Below are 23,792 nucleotides of genomic sequence, written 5' to 3'. Positions count from 1 at the left end.
CGGTACTCCTCGAAAGGGTCACGTCGAATGGATTGTGAAACTCTTAAAACATTTCGAGAGGTGATTTTCAAACGAGGTGAAAGTTATTTTCGTATAGGGGTACGAGATGTCGCTAACAGGTATGCACGGTCGTGGATTATGAAAATGAGGCAGGCGGATTTACATCACGCCTGCCGGGACAATCTCAGTCGTGACTGACGCGGGCGCGTTTCAGCAGTTTCTTGCAGCGCTCCGACAGGTGCAGCACGCGCAGGTGCTTGCCGGCCTTGGTGTAGCGCTCGCGCAACGTATCCAGCGCTGAGATGGCCGAGTAATCGACGAAGCTCAAATGCCGGCAATCCAGCGTGACGTGGGCAGGATCATTGGCCGGGTCGAATTGATTGAGGAAGGGTGTGGTCGAGGCAAAGAACAGCGTGCCATGCACCCGGTAGAGTTTGCTGCCGTCGTTTTCCAGATGACTGTCGGCGTAAAGCTGCCGGGCCTGCTGCCAGGCAAAGTTGAGCGCGGCGATGATGATCCCGCACAACACGGCGGTGGCCAGATCGGTGAACACGGTAATCACCGTCACCGCGATGATCACCAACACGTCGTTCAACGGTACTTTGTTTACCACCCGCAACGAGGCCCAGGCGAACGTTTGCTGTGACACCACAAACATCACCCCAACCAGTGCCGCCAGCGGGATGCGCTCAATCAGTGGCGACAGAAACAGGATGAACAGCAGAATCAGCACCCCGGCGACCACCCCGGACAGTCGACCGCGACCGCCGGAACTGAGGTTGATCACGGTCTGGCCAATCATCGCGCAACCGCCCATGCCACCGAATACGCCAGAGACCATGTTGGCCGCGCCCAACGCCACGCACTCGCGATCCGGGAAGCCACGGCTTTCGGTGATTTCGTCGGTCAGGTTCAAGGTCAACAGGGTTTCCAGCAGGCCGACCAGCGCCATCAAAATCGCGTAGGGCGCGATGATGCGCAGGGTGTCCAGCGTCCAGGGAATGTCTGGCAGCGCAAAGGTCGGCAAGCCACCGGCGATGTGCGCCATGTCGCCCAGCGTCCGGGTCGGCAAGCCCAGCAGATACACCGCCAGCCCCACGCCCAGAATCGCCACCAATGCCGGCGGCACGGTGCGCGTGAGGCGCGGCAGCAGGTAAACGATGGCCATGGTCACGGCCACCAGCCCCGTCATCATGTACAGCGGCGTACCACTGAGCCAGGTGTCACCACTTTTGAAATGTTCCAACTGCGCCAGGGCAATGATGATCGCCAGGCCGTTGACGAAACCGAGCATCACCGGGTGCGGGACCATGCGCACCAGTTTGCCCAGTTTCAGCAAGCCGAACGCCAGCATGATCAACCCGCCGAGCAGCACGGTCGCGAGCAGATACTGCACGCCGTGCTGCACCACCAGCGCGACGATCACCACCGCCATCGAACCGGCCGCACCCGACACCATGCCCGGCCGGCCGCCGAACAGCGCGGTCAGGGTGCAAATGATGAACGCCCCGTAAAGCCCCATCAGCGGATTGAGGTGGGCCACCAGCGCGAAGGCGATGCATTCGGGCAGCAAGGCGAAAGAGGTCGTGAGCCCGGCCAGGACATCGGCGCGTAGACGTTTTGGTTTCATGGGAGGATCGCACGCAGGGAGTGACGAGAAGAAAGTGCGCGGATGTTACGGAATTGCGGATGGCCCGGCCAGTTTATGCGGCTTCAGAAATGCCTTCGCGAGCAGGCTCGCTCCCACAAGGGAGCTGCGTCGAACACAAAATCTGTGTCCTGTGCAGATCCCTTGTGGGAGCGAGCCTGCTCGCGAAGGCAGCGACGCGGTCTAAAGCGGACTCACACCATCTCGTCCCGAATCCACTCAATCACCGACACCCGCTTCGGCACCCAGCCCAGCAGTTCGCGCGCCTTTTTCCCACGCACCCGGCTGTTTGACCCCAAACCATAGTTGGCCATTTCATACCCCCACTCGGCTTCGGCGTCTTTCAGCGGCCAGTCTTGCGGCGCGCCCAGTTCCAGCGCTTGGGCAATCGCAGTGGTCATGTCGATGAACGACGCCTCACCGCTTTCAACGAAATAGAACGTGCCCGGTACGTTTTTGGTCAGTGCCAACAGGTACAGGGACACCACGTCTTCGATGTGCACGTTGGACCAGATGTTCTGCCCCGGGCCGACATGCCGGACCACGCCACTTTTACGCGCCTGTTTGAGCAAGCGCGGCAATTGCACGCTGTCGCGATTGACGCCCAGGCTGTGGCCATAGATCAGCGTGTTGCAGATCACCGCCGAGTTCACGCCGTCATTCGCGGCGGCGAGGATCAGGTTGTCGATGGCCACGCGGGCGGCCTTGTCGACGGTCGGTTCCGGCAGTGTGTCTTCGAAGTAGATGACGTCGCTGGACTTACCACCGGATGCATCGCCGACGATGCTCGAACCGCTGGTGTGCAGGAATACTTTGTGGGAGCCGCGCAAGGCGTCGAGCAAGGCTTGCACCGCGCCGCGATGGTCGCTGCTGGCGGCATTGATCACAGCGTCGGCCGCACGCGCCTGTTCGGCAAGCAATGCGCTGTCGGCCAGCGTGCCGATCACCGGGGTGATGCCCAGCGCGCTCAGTTCATTGGCTTGGGCTTCGCTGCGCACCAGGCCGGTGACCTTGTGGCCCGCGCGGATCAGACCGGTGGCGATGGAGCCGCCGATGAAACCGGCAGCGCCGGTGACGAATACGTTCATGGAGAAACTCCCTGCGTGAATAAGTGATGCGACGAGTATCGAGGAGTGATCACTGACGAAAAATCCCCTCTGACCCAATTCACTCTTGCGCAGGGATCACGAATCAGCCTTTGAAATCCGAGTTTGCATACACCGCCAACTTGCCCTGAATGAAGTCCAGGAAGCACTGAATGCGCAGGGCCAGTTGCGAGTTGCGGTAGTACACCGCGTTGATCGGCTGGCGATAGCCGCTGTTGAAGTCCGCCAGCAGCACCTGCAAACGGCCGGCGCGAATGTCCTCGATCGTCATGTAATGCGACAGGCAGGCAATGCCCTGCCCTTCCAGCGCGAGGTGCCGGATCGTCTCGCCGCTGGAGGCACTGATCGATGCCTCGATCGGCCAGCGATCACCGTGTACATAACGTAACGGCCACTGGTTGAGGCCTTCGTTCTGGGTAAACCCCAGCAACGCGTGCTCACTTAAATCCGCCACTGCCTGCGGCGCACCGTGTTGCTCGATATAGGCCGGGCTGGCGACGATGTGCAGCGGACTGCACCCCAGCGAGCGGGCATGCAAGGTCGAGTCCGCGAGCGTGCCGATGCGGATGGCGATGTCGGTGCTTTGCTCCAGCAGATCGATAATCAGATCGTTGCTGTTGAGTTCCAGCTGGATGTCCGGGTAAAGCCTGCGGAATTCGTCGATGTACGGCACGATGGCATGCAGCATGAACGGTGACGCGGCATTGATCCGCAGCCGCCCGGACGGGGTTTGCTGGCGGGAATTGAGGCGCTCTTCGAGCTCGTCCATCTGATCGAGAATCCGCTTGGCGTGCTCGAAGAAGTACTTGCCCTCTTCGGTCAGGTCCATGCGCCGTGTGGTGCGATTGATCAGCGTGGTATCGAGTTTGGCCTCCAGCCGCGACAGTGTGCGGCTGACCGCCGAAGGCGTTTGCCCGACCTGTTCGGCGGCAGCGGAAATCGACCCGCATTCAATCACGCAGACGAAAATCTGCAATTCATCGGATCTGGCTTTCACAAAGGCCCCTCATTCAAAACTGGCTTGATAGTAGCTGGATGCGGGGCAAAAGGAACCTCAAGCCTTGAGGCCAAACACCTCGGTCAAATGCTGCTCATAGCGCGCGACATCGGCTTCGATGTTCGGGCGTTTCATCACGTCGACGCTCAGGAAGGTTGGCAAGCCGGTCATGCCGAGGAACTCATTGGCCTTGTGGAACGGGAAGTACACCGCGTCCACGCCTTTGCCTTCAAAGAAATCGCTCGGGTCATCGAACGCTTGTTGAGGCGCGTTCCAGGTCAACGACAGCATGTACTGCTTGCCCTGCACCAAACCGCCGCTGCCGTATTTCTGAGATGCATCGGAACGGGTGCGGCCATCACTGGCGTAGAGGCTGCCATGGCCTTCGGTGAAGACTTCGTCGATGTACTTTTTCACGGTCCACGGCGCGCCCATCCACCAGCCCGGCATTTGATAAATGATCACGTCGGCCCAGAGAAATTTGGCGACTTCTTCGGCGACGTCGTAGCCCTCGTCGATGAAGGTGGCTTTCACGTCCACGCCGCCGCGATCCAGCACACTCAGCGCCGTTTCATGCAGGGTGGTGTTGTAGCGGCCATCGGAGTGGGCGAATTGTTTACCGCCATTGAGCAACAGGACTTTTTTCATGGGGAATCTCGAAAGGTCAGAAATCGGATGGCGGCAGGTTAGCGGCGCGGCTCGCGCGGAATAAGCCTCGAATACACAAAACCCTTTTGACCAATACGCACGAATCTATAGGCGATTGTTGCCATAGACTTGCGCCGATTCTTAACTTGAGGGGATTTCTGATGAGTGAAATGCAAGGCTTCATCCTGCACGCCAAGACCCGCCCGGAAAAATCCGACGCCTTCGAAGCGTTTTTCAGCGGTTATGTAGACGCCAGCCGCGCCGAACCCGGCTGCATCGAGTACCACATGCTTCGCGACAAACAGGACCCGACGCTGTTTATCTTTTACGAGATCTGGCAATCCCAGGCTCATCTGGACGTGCACTCGAACCTGCCGCACATGAAGCAGTTCCTTGAGCAGCGCGATGAATTCCTGGAACGGGATTTCGAGATCCGCGCCATCGACATGCTCAGCCCGTCGTCCGCTACCCGCTGATCAGCAAATGGCCGCCGAGCACGCCGAGGCCGATGAAGAACACTCGCTTGAACAGCACCGCGCTGATCCGCTGACGCAGCCATTGGCCCAGCCACATGCCGAGCACTGCGGGGATCAGCACCAGCAACGACGCGCTCAATTCGCCCCCGCCCAAGGCGTCGCGCCACCACAGGCCGGCCGCCAGCGCCAAGGTCGAAACGGTGAACGACAAGCCCAACGCCTGCACCAGTTCGTCCTTGCTCAAACCGAGCGCTTGCAGATAAGGCACCGCCGGAATCACGAAGACCCCGGTGGCCGAGGTGATGACGCCTGTCAGCATGCCGCACAGCGGACCGAGCCAGCGCTCGCTGCGACTGCCAACGCGCAGAGTCGGCAGGAACAAACCGCTCAGCGCATAGAGCAACAACGCCGCGCCCAATGCCCGCACCACCCAATGCCCGCCGGCCATGCCGATCCACAACGTGCCGGCGCCTGTGCCGATGAAGATCGCCAACAGCATCGGCCATAGACGCTTGTTCAACCCGCGCAGGTGCCCGCCGAATGCCAGTTGCCAGACATTGGTGAGCGTTGCGGGAATGATCAGCAGTGCAGCAGCCTGCGACGGTGCCATAGCCAGACCGAGCAGGCCCATGGCGATGGTTGGCAAGCCGAGCCCGATGATGCCTTTGATCATGCCGGCCAGGAGGAAGGTGGCGATGACCAGTAAAGACAGGGCCAGCCCGAGGTTTTGATAGAACGCGGCGAGTGTATTCATGGGGCTATCCTGAGCCCGAATTAGTCGCGTGAAAATCTGCCATATACTGAGGATGCCTTTTGCTGAGCAAGAGGCTGAAAGTTTCGTCGCTTCGAACGACGCCTTCGCGAGCAGGCTCGCTCCCACAGTGAATCGCATTTCTCCAATGAGAACTCGCTCACCTGTGGGAGCGAGCCTGCTCGCGAAGAGGCCCGCCCAGACAACACACATCCAGAGGTTGCCGATGCACTTCGACCTGACCGACCTGCGCCTCTACCTGAACATCCTCGACAGCGGCAACATCACCGCCGGCGCCGCGCGCAGTCATTTGTCCCTGGCGGCGGCGAGCGCGAGAATCCGTGCCATGGAGGCTTCGCTGGGCATTGAGTTTCTGCAGCGAGGCCGTCGCGGCGTCACGCCCACGCCGGCCGGCAAAGCCCTGGCACAACACGCCCGATCCCTGCTGCAACAAGCCGAACGCATGCAACAGGACCTGGCGGAATACGCCAAGGGCGTCAAAGGTCAGGTCCGGTTGCTGTGCAACACCACGGTAATCACCGAGTACCTGCCGGAATTGCTCGCCGACTTCCTGCACGAGCATCCGAACCTCGACATCGACCTTCAGGAATTGCCCAGCGCACGCATCACCCACGCGTTGCGCCAAGGTGCTGCAGACCTGGGCATCGTGTCCGACGCCGTGGACACCGATGATCTGCAGACCCGCGCTTTCCGCGACGATCCGCTGGTATTGATCCTGCCCCGCGACCACCTCCTGGCCGACACCGAATGCCTTAGTTTCAGCGACACCTTGCACCACGATTATGTCGGCCTGAACGCCAGCAGCGCCTTGGCGGTGTACCTCGAAGAACAGGCGCTGCACGTAGGTGTTCGCCTGAAAATCCGCATCCGCGCCGACGGTTTTGATGGCGTCATGCGCATGGTCGCCCGCGGCGCAGGGTTGGCAATCGTGCCGCTCGCAGCCGTCGAGCGCTGGACCGGCGAGCCGCCTTTCAAGAGCATCGCGCTGCAAGAACCCTGGGCCCAACGCAAACTCCTGCTCTGCGCCAGGGACTTTGCCACGCTGCCCGGTTATGCCAGAGCCCTGCTGCACGCCTTGACTCTCCCCTGAGGGGCAGACTTTACCCTTGAGGTTTGATCTTCAAGGACAGAGGCGATGGGCAAGCGAATTCTGGTGATTCTCGGTCATCCTTCCAGCAACAGCTTCTGCGCGGCACTCGCCGAGCGCTACGCACAATCGGCGTTGCGCGCCGGGCATGAAGTCCGCCAGTTGTTTCTCGGCAGGATGGACTTCGATCCGGTGCTGCGCGAAGGCTATCAACAGGTTCAACCTCTGGAGGCCGACTTGCGTCAGGCGCAGGCCGACATCTTGTGGGCCGAGCATCTGACGCTGGTATATCCGATCTGGTGGGGCGGGATTCCAGCCTTGCTCAAGGGCTTTTTTGATCGGGTGTTCCTGCCCGGTTTCGCTTTCAAGTACCGTGAGGGCAAAGCCTTTCCCGACAAATTGTTGCGCGGTCGCAGCGCGCATTTATTGGTGACCATGGACACGCCGCCCTGGTATTACCGTTGGGTGTACCGCATGCCCGGGCTGCATCAGGTCCGCAAAACCACCCTCGCCTTCTGCGGCATCAAACCCAGGCGCACGCTCACGTTCGGCCCGATTCTCGGCGCCAGCGCTGATCAGCGTGCAGCCTGGCTGCTGCAAGCCCAGGCTATCGCCAGCCGCTGAGTCTGCCGATAATGCGCGGGGCTGTACCCCGGTAAAAAAGGACTTTTCATGTACATCGGCCAAGCCGCGCAACGCTCCGGCACCACGATCAAGAGCATCCGCCATTACGAGTCGATCGGCTTGCTGCCTGAGGCTAAGCGCCTGGGGAAATACCGCGTCTATGACCAGCAAAGTGTCGACCTGCTGATTTTCATAAAGTGCGCCCAGCAACTGGGTTTCAGGCTCAAGGAATTGCAGGCGATCTTCGCCGGCCATCAGGGTCAGGCAATGCCGTGGGAACTGGCGCATCAGGCCATTGATGCCAAGAAGCGCGAGATCAGCGAGCGAATGACCGTGCTGTCGCGCCAGCACGCCCAATTGATCGAGTTCGAAGCCAGCCTCGAACAGTCCAGGGCCGATTGCCCATTGGAAAGTCTTTGAGGTGTTGCGCGCTTCTGGACACCTGGATGTCGAGTTCAGACAACTGACCGGTGCAGGGGGGCTATAGGGTGCCACTTCAGTTCTTCAAGCCACTGCCCGGAGTCATCATGACCGCACCGATTACCGTCCTTCGCGATACTCATCCACTGCCGGTGCTTGACGCCTGCAAATGGGAAAAACTCGAAGGTGACCCGCACACCGTCAACCTCAACGCCTACACCAGCGAAGACGGCAGCAAGATCATGGGCACCTGGATCTGCACGCCGGGCAAGTGGTACGTCGAATATGTGAAGTGGGAATACTGCGATTTCCGCGAGGGCTACTGCATCATCACCCCGGAAGGCAAAGAGCCGATCCATCTGCGCGCCGGTGATATTTTCGTCATTGAGCCGGGGATGAAAGGCACGTGGGAAGTGGTTGAAACCGTGCGCAAGTATTTCGTGTTTGCCTGATGCAAAAAAACCGGGGGATCACCCGACGTGATCTCCCGGTAAATACGCTTTGAGGAGCGGAAATTCATACATGTGGCGAGGGAGCTCGACGGCCCCAAAAATTACTGGGGTTTACGGTAGCTATTGATGATCGCCGAGAAGTCTTTCCCACCTTCCCCACGCTGGCTCATCGCCTGATACAACTGCTGGGCCACCGCGCCGAGCACCACCGGTTGGTGCGCCTGACGGGCAGCTTCCGTGGCCAGCCCCAAATCCTTGAGCATCAGTTCGGCACCGAAACCACCGGTATAACCGCGCGAGGCCGGCGCCGTTTCGACAATGCCCGGCCATGGGTTGTACATCTCCGAACTCCAGCACCGCCCGGTGGAACTGTTGATGATCCCGGCGAGCACGCAGGTGTCGATCCCCAGGGCATCACCCAGCGCCATGGCTTCGCTGACGCCGACCATGGAAATCGCCAGCAGCAGGTTGTTGCAGATCTTGGCGATTTGCCCGGTGCCGACTTCACCGCAATGGACGATGTTGCGACCCATCTGCGCCAACACCGGTTGCAGGGTGGCAAACAGTTCCGGGGTGGCGCCGACCATGAAGGTCAGCGTCCCGGCCGCAGCGCCACCGGTGCCGCCGGAAACCGGTGCATCGGCCATGGCCACGCCTTGCTTGGCGGCTGCGGCTGCCACATCGCGGGCGGTCTGTGGATCAATGGTGCTGCAATCCACGGCCGGCACGCCTTGGCCGATGCCGGCGAGAACGCCGTCTTCACCCAGCCAGACGCTACGCACATGCACAGCGGCCGGCAGCATGGTGATCACCAGCTCCGCACCTTGCGCCGCTTCACGGGCGGTAGGGCTGATGCTGCCGCCCAGTTGCTCCAGCTCCGCCAGCACGGTTTTGTTCAGGTCGACCAGACGCAGCGCGTGGCCGGCCTTGATCAGGTTGCGCGCCATCGGGGCGCCCATGTTGCCGAGACCGATAAAAGCGATTTTCATGTCCGGCTCCTTATCGCAAGTTGATGGTGGTGTTCACACCGTCGTTGACGCTGTCGTCATCAAACCAGCGGCTGGTGACGGTCTTGGTCTGAGTGTAGAACTGCACCACTTGCTTGCCATACGGACCGAGGTCGCCGAGCTTGGAACCGCGCGAACCGGTGAAGCTGAAGAACGGGACCGGCACCGGAATCGGAATGTTGATGCCGACCTGGCCGACGTCGATTTCGTTCTGGAATTTACGTGCCGCCGCACCGCTCTGGGTGAACAGGCCCGTACCGTTGCCGAACGGATTGGCGTTGACCAGGGCAATGGCCTCGTCGAGCGTATTCACTTCCAGCACCACCAGCACCGGGCCGAAGATTTCCTGGGTGTAGATCTGCATGTCGGTGGTCACGCCGGAGAACAAGGTCGGGCCGACAAAGTTGCCCTTCTCGTAACCTGGAACCGTGATCTCGCGACCGTCCAGTTCCAGTTTGGCGCCTTCCTTGATGCCGCTTTCGATCAGATCGAGAATGCGCTGCTTGGCTTTTTTCGAGATCACCGGGCCGACGTCGGTGCCCGGCTCGCTGCCGGCATTCACGGTCAGTTTCTGCGCCAGCGCTTTCAGGTCCGGCAACCATTGTTTGGCTGCGCCGACCAACACCACCACGGAGGTGGCCATGCAGCGTTGACCCGCCGCACCGAAACCGGCACCGACCAGGGCATTCAGCGCTTGCTCGCGATTGGCGTCCGGCAGCACCACCGCGTGGTTCTTCGCGCCCATCATCGATTGCACGCGCTTGCCGTGCTTGCCGGCCAGGTCGTAGACGTGAGTACCGACGGCGGTCGAACCGACGAAGGACACAGCCTTGATGTCTTTGTGCGTGCAGAGCGCGTCCACCACGTCCTTGCCGCCATGCACGACGTTAAGCACGCCCGCCGGAACGCCGGCCTCGATCGCCAGTTCCACCAGGAGCATGGTCGACATCGGGTCCTGTTCGGACGGTTTGAGCACGAAGGTGTTGCCGCAGGCGATGGCCATCGGGAACATCCACAGCGGAATCATTGCCGGGAAGTTGAACGGGGTGATGCCGGCGCACACGCCGATTGGCTGACGCAGAGTGTAGGTGTCGACACCGCCAGCGACGTTCTCGGCGAATTCACCCATTTGCAGGCTGCCGATGGAGCACGCGTGCTCGACCACTTCCAGGCCACGGAAAATGTCACCTTCAGCGTCGGCGATGGTTTTGCCTTGTTCGGCGCTCAGGACCACGGCGATGCGTTTGGAGTGTTCACGAATCAGCGCCTGGAGCTTGAGCATGATGCGCATCCGCGCGCCGATCGGCGTCAGCTTCCAGGTCTGGAAGGCGCGATGGGCCGCGCTGATCGCGGCGTCGACTTCTTCGGTGGTCGCAAACGGCACCTTGGCCAGTACTTGCTGGGTCGCCGGGTTGACGATGTCGTGCCATTCAGTGGTCTTGGATTCGACCCACTGACCGTCGATCAACAGCTTTACCGTTTGGACAGTGGTTTCGTTTGGCGTGAGCGAAGCGTTCATGTGGGTCTCCGGATGTTTGCTTTTTATAGTTAGAGCTATCTTGGGAGCCAAGGCGAGAAAGTCGCCTTGAGATGAGGCGTGTGCCGCGAATTGGTTGTGCAGCTGTTTTTGGAGTATAGATGTGCAAACTTCTAATAAGAACGCACATAAAAGCCGGTCCATCATGCAAAAAAACATCACGTCTTTAGGCTCGCTGAACTGGGACGACCTCAAGTTTTTCCTCGAAGTCGCCCGCACCCGCAAGGCCAGCACCGCGGCCAAGCGCCTGGCGGTGGACTACACCACCGTGTCGCGGCGCATCAGTTCGCTGGAAGCAGCATTAGGGACCTTGTTGTTCGAGAAATCCCGGACCAGCGGCTTTGTCCTGACCGCCGAGGGTCAGCGATTGCTCGGTTATGCCGAGTCGATTGAAAGCACGCTGCACATGGCGTGCGAGCAGGTTTCAGGGTCCGGGGTGGCGTTATCCGGGCATGTGCGCATGGGCTGCACCGAAGGCTTCGGCAGCTTTTTCATCACGCCGCAACTGAGTCACTTCGTCGACGCTTACCCGGCTATTTCCGTCGACATCCTGCCGCTGCCGCACTTCATCAGCCTGTCCAAGCGCGAAGCGGACATCGTCATCGCCCTGGAGCGCCCGGAACACGGGCCGTATGTGTGCTGCAAACTCTGCGACTACCGCTTGCAGCTGTACGCGACCCAGGACTATCTGGACAAACACCCACCGATCCGCCGCCCGGCAGACTTGGGCAAGCATTCATTCATCAGTTATGTCGACGATCTGGCGTTCAGCTCAGAGCTGTTGTACCTGGCGAACGTATTGCCCGGTGCCAGTGCCAATTTGCGCAGCACCAGCGTGATCGCGCAATTCGTGGCGGCGCAGCAGGGGCGGTCGCTGGCGATTCTGCCGTGCTTCCTGGCGGCTCAGGATCCACGGTTGCTGCCGGTGTTGCCGCAGGAGATCAACATCACTCGACAGTTCTGGATGTACTGCCGCGAGGACTTGAGGAAGCTCAAGCGGATCACCCTGTTGTGGGATTACATCCGTTCGGTCACTGAACAGAATCAGGCTCTGCTGATGGGTGAAACGCGCGAGATGTTGTTCGCCGATTAATCGGCGCTCACCACGATCGACACCCGGCGGTTCTCGGTGCGGCCCGTCGTGGTGGTGTTGGACGCCACCGGCTCGCTGCTGCCTAAACCGCGCATCTGGATGTTCTGTTCTTGCATGCCGACTGTGGTCAGCACCTTGCCGACACTTTTCGCACGGCGCAGGGACAGTTGTTGGTTGTATGCCTCTTTGCCGGAGGCATCGGTGTGGCCGTCAACCCGCACACGCTCGATGCCAACGCCGAGTAATGATTTGCCGATGCGCTCGACGATTTCGGTACTGGCCGGATTCAGGCTGTCGTCGTCACTGCCAAACAGGACTTTGCCGGACAGGCCAAACGCCCAGCCTTCTTCGGTCAGTTCGAAACCTTGCTGTTTAAGCACGGCGATCTGCGCTGGAGTCAGGCCCTTTTGCGGTGCTGTCTGGCACCCGGTCAATGCCAGCAAGGCCATGAACAGGGTGATCGCGAAAAATCGCAGGGAACGCGGGGTCATCGAGAACAAAACAATCAGCTCCTGGTTTGAGCATGGATGACAGGATGTTCCGATCCTGCCGTGTGCTGCGCGCCACGAGAGACGCGTTTGGCTTGGTACATGGCAGCGTCGGCGGCGTGGAGCAAAGTGCCTGGTGTGACGCCATGATCGGGGTACACCGCGATGCCGATACTGAGGGAGGTCAACACATGAGTACCGCCCGGCAACGGAATCGGCGCTTCCATGCTGGCGAGGATCTTGTCGGCAATCCGCTCGGCATCTGCGGTTTTGTGCAGCGGTGACAGCAGCACGGCAAACTCGTCACCGCCCAGACGCGCCACCAGGTCCTCTTCGCGAAGTTGTGCGCGCACACGGGTCGCGACCGCCACAAGCACCGCATCACCGGCCGCATGACCAAAGTTGTCGTTGATCTCCTTGAAGCGGTCACTGTCGAGAAACAGTACAGCCAATCGTTCGTTGAGCTTATTGGCGTTGCGCAACGCACGAATCAACCGGCCTTCGAAAAACGCGCGGTTCGGCAAACCGGTCAGGCTGTCATGGCTGGCCTGGTGCGCCAGGGTTTCGTTTTCGCTTTGCAGGTGGGTCTGCCAGGATTCGAGCTCATCGAGCAAGGCATTGAAGTCGTTGCCCAGATTGTCCAGTTCGGCGATGTCGGCGGGCGGCACGCGACGGTCGAACGCACGCTCGCTGCGAGCGGCGTGAGCCACGGCGGCGAGGCTCTGCAGCGGACCGGTGATCCCGCGAAGTTGGCGCCGCGCCAGATAGAGCGCGACCCAAGCACTGATCGCGGTACACAGGATAATGCCCGCCAGACCGCTAAGCAGAAAGCGCATCAGGCTGCCGCCGTGTCCGGTGAGCTGAATGCTGCCGATCTCCTGGCCCTGATGAACAATCGGCATGTCGATGGGTTTTTCCAGAAAGATCTTGGCGATCTGCAATTCAAGATCGGAGAACAAACCGTTTTCCGAACGCTGCCAGCGCGCCAGTAACCGCCCTTTGGCGTCCAGCACCTGGGCGTCGGCGACTTCCTCGGTGGACGCGATCATGGCCAGCGCTTCAGTGGCGGCGGCTTTGTCGTTGAACACCACCGCCGCTTCGACGGTGTAATCGATCGAGCGCGCAATCAGGTGCAGGTTGTGGTCGGCGTAGACCCGCAACGCGAGGACGCCAAGCAAGGTCAGTGACACGCTGGCCATGGCCACGGCGACCAGCGCGACGATCAGATGCCCACGACCGATAACTGACCGCAAGGTCGGCCGAGTACCAGTTTTGAACAGACTCATGAGGCCGCCGGCTTGCGGCGGGACAACTGCAACACACTGGGGTGAATGCGCACGCCACTGCGGGCGACGGAGTCGAGGTTGACCTCGAAGGATACCTGCTCATCGCCGACCCGCAGGCAGAACAGGCTGCCGACGGTGCATTGATCATCGCTTTCACTGATGCTCAGCACCGGGCGTCCCATCAATGAGGCGAACAGTCGACTGCGTTCATCACCGGTCAGTTTGCCGATGTACACCGCATCGCATTCACCGACAATCGACGGGTTGTCAGCCAGCAGGCGCCGTACAGTGACAGGCCGGCCGGTGGCCTGGGTGGTGCCTTTGACCAGATCGTCGGTGTATTCAGTGGGGCCGACCACGCACAAACGCAGTTGCGCGGGCTCAACCGGCCAGCGGGCGTAACTGAGAATGCCGAGCACCACTTGAGTGACCGATTGGGCACGCTGGTCAGCCATGCTCGCCGGCGTTTGCGACTGCGCAAAAACGCTGCCGGACAGCCAGCAGAGCACGCCAGCGAGCAACACTTGCTTGCCGCCAATGACGCGTCCTGTCGTCCAGGCAGCCACCTTCATGCAGTGATTCTCTTCGATCGTAGCGAAATAATTTCGCCACGATAGCATAGCGATGAAACACCCGCGAGGCCGCGTACTACGGCGCTTCGGACGGTTTTTTGGCGCCGGAAACTCGCGCCTCAATCGCTCGGTGTAACCCTTTCTTCCAGCTCCAGCATCAACCCGCTCAAGCGCTTGACCTTGCGCCGCACGGCTTCTTCAAATACACCGGCGCGAGGCTCGATCAAGGTGAACCAATGCTTGGCCCGAGTGATCCCGGTGTAGATCAGTTCCTTGGTGAGCACAGGGTTGAGGGCGTCCGGCAGGATCAGCGCGGTATGGGCAAATTCCGAGCCTTGGGATTTGTGCACGGTCATGGCGTAGACAGTCTCGACATCATTGAGCCGGCTCGGCAGCACGAACCGCACGCCGCCCTGACCATCATTTCGTGGAAACGCCACGCGCAGCACCTGCTTGCCTGCATCGGGTCCATCACGCTCCGGCAGTTTGAGGGCGATGCCGATGTCACCGTTCATCAACCCCAGGCCATAGTCGTTACGGGTCATCAACACCGGTCGACCTTCGTACCACTGCTGATCGCTGTCGATCAATCGGGCCTTGAGCAACGCGGCGGTCACTCGCTGGTTCAAACCTTCAACACCCCAGGGTCCCTTGCGCACGGCGCACAACAATTGGAAAGCGTCGAAGGCTTGCAACACCTGACGCGCCCATTCGGTCCAGCGTGGATCGTCGAGCGGGCTGTCGAGCCCTGGCCGCTGACTGCGCAGAAGACTCAAATAGTGGCGATAGCCTTGCGGCCCTTCGCCATGCCCTTCAAGCAACAATCGCTCCAGGGCCCGGTCCTGCTCCCCCTTGAGCGGCAGGGAAAACACATCGTCGTGACTTCGTGCGGCCAACAGTTTGCGGGCGTGTTCGGGGTGCTGCTGATTGACCCAACGCGCCAGTTGACCAATGCCGCTGCCCTCGCCGAACCGGCGCGAGTGGCGCAGCATCACCACTTGTTGGGCTAGCGGATGAGTGCCTTGGGTGTCGGCCTGCAAACCACTGTCCTCGAGGTTTTCACCACTGACCGCTTCCAGCCACTGGCGAGTCTGCGGGCTGTACCAACCCGCCTCGGCATCCCGACACAGATCGCCCAGCACGGCACCAGCCTCCACCGAGGCCAGTTGATCCTTGTCCCCCAACAACACCAGTCGCGCGTGGGCCGGCATTGCATCCAGCAGATTGGCCATCATTTCCAGGTCGATCATCGACGCTTCGTCCACCACCAGCACATCCAGCGGCAAGCGATTGCCGGCGTGATGACGGAAGTGTCGCGTACCGGGCCGACTGCCCAGCAAGCGGTGAACGGTGGTGACGTCCGACGGGATTTGCCCGCGAACCGATTCGGCGACTTGCAGGGTGCGGACTTGTTGGCTGATCGACTCCGTGAGCCGGGCCGCCGCTTTGCCGGTGGGTGCGGCCAGTCGGATGCGCAGCGGTTTGCCGGCTTCGACTGCAGGCGCCTGGAGCAATGCCAGCAAGCGCACGACCGTGGTGGTCTTGCCGGTGCCCGGGCCGCCGGTGACGATGCTGAAGGCACTGCGGGTCGCCAGGGCACAGGCAAGTTTCTGCCAGTCGATCACTTCACCGGTTTTGGCGGGACCGAACAACCCGGTCAGGCGTTGGGATAAATCATCCGGCGTCGATTCGTGTTCTGCCAAGCGCAGGCGCAGGGCATCGTCGATGCGTCTTTCGTACGCCCAGTAGCGGCGCAGGTACAGGCGCTTACCCGATAAAACCAAGGGCCGTGATTGCGCCGTTTCACGCCCGTCTGCAGCCAGCGCCACCAGACTGCTGGAGGCCAGCACTTTGCACCAATGGGCACCGTCCAGTGCTTCAAGCAATTGCGACGGCAATAACATCGCGCCACTGTGGACATCACCTTCAGGGGGCAGCGACAGGGCGAAATCCGGTTCTTTCAGGGTCTCGAACAGGTCCAGACACACATGGCCGTGGCCCAGTTGGTGACTGGACAACGCGGCCGCGAGCAGCACCAACGGATCATCGTCAGGCGCAAGTTCGTGGAGGAAGGCGACGAAGGCCTTGTCCAGCGCACGCAACCAGCCCCGTTCAACCCAGCGCGTCAGCAACAGCAGCAAGTCATCGGCACGGTTCAATGGCTCGAGATCCGCCAGGCTTTCCGCCGCCAAGGGGGTCGGCAGCAAATCGGCAAAAGTGCGGCTCATAGCAGTACTCCCTGTTCCCACGCGGGTTCGGCCTTGGGTTCTGGCTTGCCCTGGAACATTCGGTCCAGTCGCTCGATCAGTTCTTTGGGTGGACGGGCGAAGTACACGCCTTGGCTGGCAGCACGCGTACCGCGCAGAAACAGGTACAGCGCACCGCCGACATGCCGGTCGTAATCGTAATCGACCAGCCGCGCCTTGAGCTGTCGATGCAAGGCCAACAGGTACAGCACGTATTGCAGATCATAGCGGTTATCGAGAATCGACTGTTCCATGGCCTGTTCGGTGTAAGCCGCGTCATCAACGCCCAGCCAGTTGGATTTGTAGTCGGCGACGTAATAGCGACCCTCGTGCTCGAAGGTGAGGTCGATAAAACCCTTGAACATGCCGTTGAGCAAGACCGGTTCGGCGGCCACTCGGGCAACGCCGTTGTGGGTGTGCTGGCGCACCAGTTCATCCAGTTTCAGCACGTCGACTTTATGGCTGGCGAACCAGAATTCCATCTCGACGCGGTACTGGGTCAGTTGCTCGAAAATCACCGGGGCCTGCCCTCTGCCGATGTGCAGCGGGGACTTGAGCAAATGCTGCAGCCAATCACTCAGCGTGGTGATCCAGCCTTCCCACCCACGACGGTTGCAGCGTCGGGCAATCGCGTCTTCGACCGCTTGTGGGTTGGCGGTAAAACCTTCGTCGCCGGCCCATTCCAGCAAACCATGAAGAAAAGTACCGGGGTTGGGGCCTCGGGGGAATCGATGGATATCACCGCCACCGGCCGCCACTTCTCGGGGCGCTTGCGGGTCGAGGCGTTCGTCGTCGAAGAGCTTTTGCGCTTGCGGGCTCTCCGGGGCTTCGTCACTGCCCACGCTCATGCTGTCACCAATGCGCAAGGCGCTGTACGAGGCGATCCACCAGTTTTCACTGGCCTTGCGTTTCGGCACGCGCAGCGCAAGCAAGCTCGCCTGGTTTTGCGGCGGATGGTAAAGCTCGGCGGTGGCTGGCGGCATTTCAGCGTAAGTCAGCGCCGGGCAGTCCTGCTGCAAGTCTTCCAGCCAGCGCTTCAGGCCTGCCGACTCGGCCAACGGCAAACCACCACCCAACAGGTAACCCAACGCCGACAAGTGCAGCACCGAACTGTTGTTATTGCCGCGCTTGAGATCAGTCACACCGAGCCAGCACGCATGTTGCGCACGAGTCAGGGCGACATACAGCAAGCGCAGGTCCTCGGCCAGACGCTCATCGTCAGCCAGGGCAATCAACTCGGCAGTCGGCTTCAAACTCACCTGAGCCTTGCCGTTTTCGTCGTGGTAATGCAACGGCAAACGACTGCCATCCACCGGTTTCGCCGAACAGATGAAGGGCAGGAACACCAAGGGGTATTCAAGGCCCTTGGACTTGTGAATGGTCACGACCTTGACCAGTTGCTCGTCGCTTTCCAGGCGCAGGATCTGTTCTTCGCCAGCCTGGCCGGACAACGCCAGATGCTCGGACAAGTGACGGATCAGCGCCTGCTCGCCATCGAGTTCGGCCGCGGCCTGCTGCAGCAATTCGGACAGGTGCAGCAGGTTAGTCAGGACTCGTTCGCCATCGCTGCGCGCGATCAATGCCTGCGGGAGCTGGAAGTCATGCAGCAAACGTCGCAGCATTGGCAGCACACCTTGCTTGCGCCAGAGCTCGCGATAGCCGCGGAATTGCATGACCCGTGCTTCCCAGGCGAGTTCGTCCTGATTCAATCGCTCCAGTTCAGCCAGCGACAGATTAAGCGTGATGCAGGCCAACGCCGCTCGCAATGGTCGCTCGACGTCGGGCTCGGCGCAGGCCTTGAGCCAGGTCAGCACGTCGTGAGCTTCTTGTGCAGCGAACACCGAGTCCTTGTCCGACAGATAGACGCTGCGCACACCTCGAGCCGACAGTTCGCCGCGCACCGCTTGAGCCTCTTTGCCGTCGCGGACAAGGATCGCGATATCCGCTGGCAGCAGGCCTCTGAAATCCTTTCCGTCCGCAATGAAACCTGCCCGCCCTTGTTGCCCACCATTGAGCAATGCGCTGATTTCACTGGCGCAGGCAGCGGCCAATTGTTGCCGATACACCGCGCCGGACAGCGGTTGTTCTGCGGACAAATGCCAGATGTTCAGGGACGGGACCACTTGGCCCTCTACGTGCAGAACCTCTTTACGCCCTTGGGACTCCACCGGTAGGAACGGCACCGGGTTGTCGCCATTCTTTTCTCGAAACAGAAACGCGCCGCGTCCCGACTCACGAGACTCGGCGCGCTCGAATACATGGTTAACTGCACTGACCATGCCATGGCTGGAGCGGAAGTTGGTGCCCAGCGTATGCAGTCGACCGGTCGTGGCCTGACGGGCGCGCAGGTAGGTGTAAATGTCGGCACCACGGAACGCGTAGATCGCCTGCTTTGGGTCACCGATCAGGAACAGGCCGCACTCGGGATTGTTGTCTTCGATGCGATAGATGCTTTCGAAGATCCGGTATTGCACCGGATCGGTGTCCTGGAATTCGTCGATCAACGCGACCGGGAACTGCTCTCGGATCAAGGTCGCCAGACGCTCGCCGCCCTCGGACTGCAAAGCGGCATCCAGACGCAGCAGCATGTCATCGAAGCCCATCTCGGCGCGGCGACGCTTTTCTTCTTCGAACCGCGTTCCCACCCAGTGGGCGGCGTGTTGCAGAACGGCGGCGTCGGGAGTTGGCAGTCCGTCGAGGCTGGCCTTGAGGCCCGGCATTGCGTCCAATCCAGGATGCCGGGGTACTTCACCCTTCCAGGCTTCGGCCATGCCATCCGGTGTCAGACGAGTGAAACCGGTGCCGATGTCCAGTTGCTCAAGCGCTTCATCTTCGGCCCAGGCTTTGATTTTTTCGAACCAGGGCTCGAAGTAGCGTGCCTGCATCTTTCGACCGTCGACGCTCTTGCTCGCAACACCCTGGTGACAGATCACCAGTAGCTCGTCCGCCCATTGGCGCCACGGCATCTTGAGTTCGAGCAACGCGCTTCGTCGTTCCTGCAAACATTCGCTGATCAGTTCGGCCGGCTCTTTTCCTTCAACACTGTCGCGTTCACTGGCGAACAGACCGCGCACACGCGGCAACAACGCTGCCGGTCCACCCCAATTGCTGCGGACCCAGTTCAGTGCATCGCCTTGCATCGGGTAACAGAACAGCCGCCAGTAATCACGCAGGACTTCGCCCAGCAAATCGCTGTGATCGGTTTCCAGGGTCTGGGTAAACAGGCTGCCGCTGTCGAACGCATGTTCGCGCAGCATGCGTTGACACCAACTATGGATGGTCGAGACGGCCGCCTCATCCATCCATTGCGCGGCGATGTCCAGACGGTTTGCGCAACCGGACCACTGTTCGGGGAGGTACTGATCACGCAGTTCGGCAATGAGGCCATCCGGTGCCGGGGTCTCATCACGGAAGAATCGCGCGGCCTCCGCCAGACGTGTACGGATACGTTCACGCAGCTCTTTGGTGGCGGCATCGGTGAAGGTCACGACGAGGATTTGCGGCGGCAACAGTTCACGCCCGAAACCACTCTCGTCACTGCCGTGACCGAGGACAAGGCGCAGATAGAGCGCGGAAATGGTGAAAGTCTTGCCGGTCCCGGCGCTGGCTTCGATGAGTTGGCTGCCGCGCAGTGGGAAGGCCAGCGCAAGAGGTGTTTTTGTGGTCATGAACGCGCCTCCTCGCTGGTCAGTGAACGCCACGGGGCTTCAAGCATCGGTTTGTACAAGGCGTCGCACCAGTCGGGGAACGTTTCGTCGGCGAGCAGCGCGTCAAAGTCAGCAAACTGTCGAGTGAGCGCAGGGCTTTCGCGGCGCTCTCCGTCAGTGGTCTGGCCATCGCCTTCATAGGCTTTGCGGGCAGCGGCTTCGGCTTTCAGCGGATCGGTCTGGCCCAGCCAGGCGAAGGCGGTTTTTACTGCAACCGGCAGGGGTTGACGCATGCCCGCCTGCCAGGCCTCCAGAAGATGTCCCAGTGTTTTCAGCGCGGCGCCCTTCTCCAGCGGCTCCAGCAGCAGGCTATCGTCGCTGGCCACCAGTGCGGTGGTCATCGGAATGCCACTGGCACAAGCGACCAGATGATTGACCCAAGGCCGCGTCAACCGGTGCCATTTGCGGTTTTTGATTGAGCCAATGCTGTTGGGAATAGTGGTGACCGATAGCAAGCCGCCGTCTGCACGCTGGTGCAGACCACTGAGCCAACCTTCGAGGCGCAGTCCTCCCAACTCAAGATTTACTGGCAGAGCGCTGGCCAGCGGTGTCGGCCATAACGCCAGGAGCTGTTGATAACGCTGCAGCAGATCCGGAAGCGGTTCGATCAATTCACGCTGTAGGCATTCGCCGAATCCGGCCATGGGCAGCAGCCCACTGTTTTGCAGCCGTTTGGCCTGGCCTTCCAGTGCCTGATCGACGTGATCGATCTGTCCCAACGCCGCCGCAAGCAAACTGTCACTAAGGCTGTAGCGTTGCAGCGCATCGAGGACAAAGGGTTCTTCATCGGCCAAGGGCACTTCAGCCGCCTCGAAGAACACCTTGAGCCGCTGGCTGAAAAAATGTCGCACGGGATTGCGCAGGAAGTCCTGCAATTGACCGAGGCTCAGCGGCTCCTCTTGTATGTAAGGCGCAAGTACTTCGCCTTCAGCCACCTGATGGGTGATTTGATGAAGTACCTGCCATTCATTGGCGTAGCTGAACAGCGCGTCACCCTCATGGAAGTAACGAGCGCTGAAGGGCTGCAATGGATGTTCCTGAGTCATGGCCTCCAGCAGGTCCTTGTCCTCATCCTGCAGTCGCCAGCCGCTGGCGAGATGGTCACGCAATTGGCCAATCAACACCGAGGCCGGACGTTCGCTGTTGTCCCGGATGCTTCGGCCCACCCAGCTGATGTAGAGCTGATCACGTGCCGACAGCAGCGCCTCCAACAGGAGATAACGGTCATCTTCACGGCGGGAGCGATCTCCGGGGCGATAGTCGCTGCCCATCAGATCGAAATCCAGCGGCGGTTGCGCGCGAGGATAGTCGCCGTCGTTCATGCCCAGTAGACAGACTCGTTTGAACGGAATCGCCCGCATCGGCATCAAGGTGCAGAAGTTAACGGCACCGGCTAGAAAGCGCTGGGACAGGCGGCCCTGATCCAGTCCGGCCAGCCACGCTTCCCGAACCACGGTCAGCGGCAAATCGTCGTGCAAACCGACGGATTCACAGGTGTCGAGCCAGGTTTCGCGCAACTCTTCGAGTTGGGCGAGCAAGTAATCGTCGTGCTCATTGCTGGCCAGGAAGAACAACTGCACCAATGCTTGCAAGCGCACGCCCCATTGCTTGGGCGGTGCCGGTTGAGTCAGTTCCTGATGGGCGATCTCCAACGCATCCAGCAGGGCCACCAAAGGCCCGATGAGCGCGGCATCCAGACCGCCAATTTCGTCGTAAGGCTCGATACCTTCGCACGCAATGGCACTGCCCACGGCATAACCCAGCAGCATCCGGCGCAGGCCGAATCGCCAACTGTTTTGCTCCAGCGCCTCAGGCAGCCCCAGACCCGCACGTTGCTCGGCATTCATGCCCCAACGAATGCCCGCACCTTCGATCCAGCGGTGCAGCGTTGGCAGGTCACGCTCCTCGACGCCGAAGCGGGCACGTAATGCTGGAACGTCCAGCAGGTCGAGAATCTCGCTGACCGGAAATCGACTGTCGGGAAGTTTGAGCAGGTGTTCGATCGCAATCAGCAGGGGATCGCGACCACGCTGGCCCTGATCCGCGAGCGTGAAGGGAATGAAACGAGGGTCGTGGCGTTCAAGTTGACCGAATACAGCGCGGATATGCGGTGCGTAACTGTCGATGTCCGGAACCATCACAATGATGTCGCGAGGCCTTAGGTCCGGATCAGCACTGAAGCGTGCCAGGAGCTGATCATGCAGGATCTCTACTTCACGCTGGGCGCTATGGGCGATGTGAAAACGGATCGACTCATCTTGCTCAAGATCGACGGCGGGCCAGCATTCCCGTGTTTCGCTCAGTGGGCGTAACTCGAGAATGTCGTCCTGCAATTGATTGAGCATGTTCTTTGGCTGATTGTCGCTGAACAGGTCGATGCGCCCATCACGAAATGCCGAGCTGTAGCTGTTGGGATCGTCATAGCTGTCGAGCAGATTGATGTAGTCCCGTCCCTGTTTACCCCAGGCAGCCAGTAGCGGATGAGCATGCTGGTGGAGCGTTTGCGGGTCGAGCACAACGGGCATGCCACTCTTGCGGGCCTGGCGCTTGTATTGATGCCGCAACAGGTCTTTATCGGCGACGATGTCGGCCCAATGGTAACGACACGGGTTATGCACACACAGCAGAACCTGACTGAAACGAGCCAGTCCGGCGAGCGCTTCGAGGGCTTGAGCGGGCAGCGAAGAAATCCCGAAAACGATCACCCGTGAAGGTAAACCGCTGGGGGCGACGTCGAGGCTGTTGATGCGTTCGATAAACCGCTGATGAACACCGGCACGGCTTTGCGCCATGCCTTCCTCACCCACATCGAGCAACAGCGCTCGCCATAATTCGGCCTGCCAGCAGTTGGCCGGGGCCAGTGGCTTGGCTTCGCCTCTGCCGTTGCGCAATTGGTGACGACCATCTGCCCAGTCTTCGAGCCAGTCGGCACGGTAGACCTGATATTGGTCGAACAAGTCTGCGAGTCGCTCAGCTAACTGGTAGCGCTTACGCAAATCGGTGTCGTGGGTCAGGAAGCGCTGCAGAGGCTCAAAGTGCGGTTGGTTGATCAGTTGCGGGAGGAGGCGCATCAGACGCCAGGTCAGGGGGGCTTTATCGAGCAACGATTTGACCGGGATCTCATCCCGTCCAAGGACCATGCGATAAAGCTGCCACATGAAGCTGCCGGGTAACTGCACGTCGATGGCGGCGGCAATACCGCAGCCGCCCATGTCATCCTCTTCTGGATCTTCGGCCAGGGCCAGCTTGAGCCACTGCGCGATGCCATTGCTCTGCACCAGGGCGATTTCATTTTCCAGGGGAGCCAGCGGATAACGCCGCATTACGCTGATCACCAGGCTGCGCAGTTCATTCAGACTGTTGCTTTGAACCACCATAAAAGCAGCGTTGAGGGACGTGGCGTCCGGCATAAAGGCTTCCTTGGGAAAATACAAACGCTAGGGCCGAACCTTAGCATTGTCGGGAGACTGTGACAGCCGGGAGCTGTCCGGTAATGCTGTACGAACTTTCCTGCGGGCAAAACAAAACCCCTACCTGCATACGCAGATAGGGGTTTCGGAATTTAATCTTGACGATGACCTACTCTCACATGGGGAAACCCCACACTACCATCGGCGATGCATCGT

Annotated in this window: 19 protein-coding genes; 6 read left to right on the top strand and 13 right to left on the bottom strand. The window is 60.4% G+C overall.

The features are described from left to right. Positions 1-184: 184 nt before the first annotated feature. The 4 genes from ACWKV5_RS29365 to mdaB all read right to left on the bottom strand — a co-directional run bounded on the left by ACWKV5_RS29365 (position 185) and on the right by mdaB (position 4,399). A complete protein-coding gene (locus tag ACWKV5_RS29365) occupies positions 185-1,630 on the bottom strand; it encodes a SulP family inorganic anion transporter (RefSeq protein ID WP_483844116.1) in 1,446 nt (481 codons plus the stop codon). 212 nt (positions 1,631-1,842) lie between these two features. Further along, the gene (locus tag ACWKV5_RS29360) at positions 1,843-2,736 is read right to left on the bottom strand and encodes an NAD-dependent epimerase/dehydratase family protein (RefSeq protein WP_483844115.1); all 894 of its coding nucleotides are present in this window, start codon (positions 2,734-2,736) and stop codon (positions 1,843-1,845) included. Positions 2,737-2,839: 103 nt separating this feature from the next. Next, positions 2,840-3,751 carry a LysR substrate-binding domain-containing protein gene (locus tag ACWKV5_RS29355; protein WP_483844114.1) on the bottom strand — a complete coding sequence of 304 codons (912 nt, stop codon included), beginning with the start codon at positions 3,749-3,751 and terminating at the stop codon, positions 2,840-2,842. Positions 3,752-3,808: 57 nt separating this feature from the next. Beyond that, on the bottom strand, positions 3,809-4,399 hold the full coding sequence (mdaB, locus tag ACWKV5_RS29350; RefSeq protein ID WP_483844113.1) for an NADPH:quinone oxidoreductase MdaB: 591 nt from the start codon (positions 4,397-4,399) through the stop codon (positions 3,809-3,811). A gap of 161 nt (positions 4,400-4,560) precedes the next feature. Here mdaB and ACWKV5_RS29345 point away from each other — a divergent pair, with 161 nt between their 5' ends. After that, on the top strand, positions 4,561-4,875 hold the full coding sequence (locus ACWKV5_RS29345) for a putative quinol monooxygenase (RefSeq protein ID WP_483844112.1): 315 nt from the start codon (positions 4,561-4,563) through the stop codon (positions 4,873-4,875). Here ACWKV5_RS29345 and ACWKV5_RS29340 read toward each other — a convergent pair. Beyond that, positions 4,865-5,629, bottom strand: coding sequence for a sulfite exporter TauE/SafE family protein (locus ACWKV5_RS29340; protein ID WP_483844111.1), 765 nt, complete (start codon positions 5,627-5,629; stop codon positions 4,865-4,867). The two genes, ACWKV5_RS29345 and ACWKV5_RS29340, sit on opposite strands and share 11 nt — an antisense overlap. Before the next feature lie 223 nt (positions 5,630-5,852). Here ACWKV5_RS29340 and ACWKV5_RS29335 point away from each other — a divergent pair, with 223 nt between their 5' ends. From ACWKV5_RS29335 to ACWKV5_RS29320, 4 genes are all read left to right on the top strand, one after another. Next, positions 5,853-6,737 (top strand): LysR substrate-binding domain-containing protein, encoded by an 885-nt coding sequence (locus ACWKV5_RS29335; protein WP_483844110.1) that lies wholly within the window; start codon positions 5,853-5,855, stop codon positions 6,735-6,737. Between the two features lie 45 nt (positions 6,738-6,782). Further along, positions 6,783-7,358, top strand: a complete 576-nt coding sequence (locus ACWKV5_RS29330; protein ID WP_483844109.1) for an NAD(P)H-dependent oxidoreductase — start codon at positions 6,783-6,785, stop codon at positions 7,356-7,358. Positions 7,359-7,406: 48 nt separating this feature from the next. Then, the gene (locus tag ACWKV5_RS29325; protein ID WP_483844108.1) at positions 7,407-7,778 is read left to right on the top strand and encodes a MerR family transcriptional regulator; all 372 of its coding nucleotides are present in this window, start codon (positions 7,407-7,409) and stop codon (positions 7,776-7,778) included. A 107-nt stretch (positions 7,779-7,885) separates the two neighbouring features. Further along, entirely contained in the window at positions 7,886-8,230 is a 345-nt protein-coding gene (locus tag ACWKV5_RS29320) for a cupin domain-containing protein (protein ID WP_007946320.1), read from the top strand. A 101-nt stretch (positions 8,231-8,331) separates the two neighbouring features. Here ACWKV5_RS29320 and mmsB read toward each other — a convergent pair whose 3' ends face one another. Further along, positions 8,332-9,219 carry a 3-hydroxyisobutyrate dehydrogenase gene (gene mmsB, locus ACWKV5_RS29315; RefSeq protein WP_483844107.1) on the bottom strand — a complete coding sequence of 296 codons (888 nt, stop codon included), beginning with the start codon at positions 9,217-9,219 and terminating at the stop codon, positions 8,332-8,334. 10 nt (positions 9,220-9,229) lie between these two features. Beyond that, positions 9,230-10,756, bottom strand: a complete 1,527-nt coding sequence (mmsA, locus tag ACWKV5_RS29310) for a CoA-acylating methylmalonate-semialdehyde dehydrogenase (protein ID WP_483844106.1) — start codon at positions 10,754-10,756, stop codon at positions 9,230-9,232. 163 nt (positions 10,757-10,919) lie between these two features. On the opposite strand from mmsA, the gene ACWKV5_RS29305 reads away from it, so the two are divergent. Then, complete coding sequence (locus tag ACWKV5_RS29305; RefSeq protein ID WP_483844105.1) at positions 10,920-11,867, top strand: LysR family transcriptional regulator; 948 nt, start codon at positions 10,920-10,922, stop codon at positions 11,865-11,867. On the opposite strand, the gene yfiB is transcribed toward ACWKV5_RS29305, so the two are convergent. From yfiB to recC, 6 genes are all read right to left on the bottom strand, one after another. Further along, positions 11,864-12,358, bottom strand: coding sequence for an outer membrane lipoprotein YfiB (gene yfiB, locus ACWKV5_RS29300; RefSeq protein WP_483844117.1), 495 nt, complete (start codon positions 12,356-12,358; stop codon positions 11,864-11,866). The genes ACWKV5_RS29305 and yfiB overlap by 4 nt on opposite strands. A gap of 14 nt (positions 12,359-12,372) precedes the next feature. After that, a complete protein-coding gene (gene dgcN / locus ACWKV5_RS29295) occupies positions 12,373-13,641 on the bottom strand; it encodes a diguanylate cyclase DgcN/YfiN (protein ID WP_483844104.1) in 1,269 nt (422 codons plus the stop codon). Continuing rightward, the gene (gene yfiR / locus ACWKV5_RS29290; protein ID WP_483844103.1) at positions 13,638-14,213 is read right to left on the bottom strand and encodes a regulatory sequestration protein YfiR; all 576 of its coding nucleotides are present in this window, start codon (positions 14,211-14,213) and stop codon (positions 13,638-13,640) included. Before yfiR ends, dgcN begins: the two co-directional genes overlap by 4 nt. A gap of 119 nt (positions 14,214-14,332) precedes the next feature. Further along, positions 14,333-16,441 (bottom strand): exodeoxyribonuclease V subunit alpha, encoded by a 2,109-nt coding sequence (recD, locus tag ACWKV5_RS29285; protein ID WP_483844102.1) that lies wholly within the window; start codon positions 16,439-16,441, stop codon positions 14,333-14,335. Then, positions 16,438-20,127 carry an exodeoxyribonuclease V subunit beta gene (gene recB, locus ACWKV5_RS29280; protein ID WP_483844101.1) on the bottom strand — a complete coding sequence of 1,230 codons (3,690 nt, stop codon included), beginning with the start codon at positions 20,125-20,127 and terminating at the stop codon, positions 16,438-16,440. Before recB ends, recD begins: the two co-directional genes overlap by 4 nt. Then, positions 20,124-23,576 (bottom strand): exodeoxyribonuclease V subunit gamma, encoded by a 3,453-nt coding sequence (gene recC, locus ACWKV5_RS29275; RefSeq protein ID WP_483844100.1) that lies wholly within the window; start codon positions 23,574-23,576, stop codon positions 20,124-20,126. Before recC ends, recB begins: the two co-directional genes overlap by 4 nt. Between the last annotated feature and the right edge of the window lie 216 nt (positions 23,577-23,792).

Source organism: Pseudomonas oplopanacis (assembly GCF_057128725.1).
Note: the sequence above shows the minus strand (reverse complement) of the source record. Positions and strands in the feature narration are given on the sequence as shown.

Excerpts from the sequence above, each read along its gene's own strand:
- ACWKV5_RS29365 (WP_483844116.1), bottom strand. The coding sequence starts at position 1,630 with ATGAAACCAAAACGTCTACGCGCCGATGTCCTGGCCGGGCTCACGACC.
- ACWKV5_RS29360 (WP_483844115.1), bottom strand. The coding sequence starts at position 2,736 with ATGAACGTATTCGTCACCGGCGCTGCCGGTTTCATCGGCGGCTCCATC.
- mdaB (WP_483844113.1), bottom strand. The coding sequence starts at position 4,399 with ATGAAAAAAGTCCTGTTGCTCAATGGCGGTAAACAATTCGCCCACTCC.
- ACWKV5_RS29345 (WP_483844112.1), top strand. The coding sequence starts at position 4,561 with ATGAGTGAAATGCAAGGCTTCATCCTGCACGCCAAGACCCGCCCGGAA.
- ACWKV5_RS29340 (WP_483844111.1), bottom strand. The coding sequence starts at position 5,629 with ATGAATACACTCGCCGCGTTCTATCAAAACCTCGGGCTGGCCCTGTCT.
- ACWKV5_RS29335 (WP_483844110.1), top strand. The coding sequence starts at position 5,853 with ATGCACTTCGACCTGACCGACCTGCGCCTCTACCTGAACATCCTCGAC.
- ACWKV5_RS29330 (WP_483844109.1), top strand. The coding sequence starts at position 6,783 with ATGGGCAAGCGAATTCTGGTGATTCTCGGTCATCCTTCCAGCAACAGC.
- ACWKV5_RS29325 (WP_483844108.1), top strand. The coding sequence starts at position 7,407 with ATGTACATCGGCCAAGCCGCGCAACGCTCCGGCACCACGATCAAGAGC.
- ACWKV5_RS29320 (WP_007946320.1), top strand. The coding sequence starts at position 7,886 with ATGACCGCACCGATTACCGTCCTTCGCGATACTCATCCACTGCCGGTG.
- mmsB (WP_483844107.1), bottom strand. The coding sequence starts at position 9,219 with ATGAAAATCGCTTTTATCGGTCTCGGCAACATGGGCGCCCCGATGGCG.
- mmsA (WP_483844106.1), bottom strand. The coding sequence starts at position 10,756 with ATGAACGCTTCGCTCACGCCAAACGAAACCACTGTCCAAACGGTAAAG.
- ACWKV5_RS29305 (WP_483844105.1), top strand. The coding sequence starts at position 10,920 with ATGCAAAAAAACATCACGTCTTTAGGCTCGCTGAACTGGGACGACCTC.
- yfiB (WP_483844117.1), bottom strand. The coding sequence starts at position 12,358 with ATGACCCCGCGTTCCCTGCGATTTTTCGCGATCACCCTGTTCATGGCC.
- dgcN (WP_483844104.1), bottom strand. The coding sequence starts at position 13,641 with ATGAGTCTGTTCAAAACTGGTACTCGGCCGACCTTGCGGTCAGTTATC.
- yfiR (WP_483844103.1), bottom strand. The coding sequence starts at position 14,213 with ATGAAGGTGGCTGCCTGGACGACAGGACGCGTCATTGGCGGCAAGCAA.
- recD (WP_483844102.1), bottom strand. The coding sequence starts at position 16,441 with ATGAGCCGCACTTTTGCCGATTTGCTGCCGACCCCCTTGGCGGCGGAA.
- recB (WP_483844101.1), bottom strand. The coding sequence starts at position 20,127 with ATGACCACAAAAACACCTCTTGCGCTGGCCTTCCCACTGCGCGGCAGC.
- recC (WP_483844100.1), bottom strand. The coding sequence starts at position 23,576 with ATGCCGGACGCCACGTCCCTCAACGCTGCTTTTATGGTGGTTCAAAGC.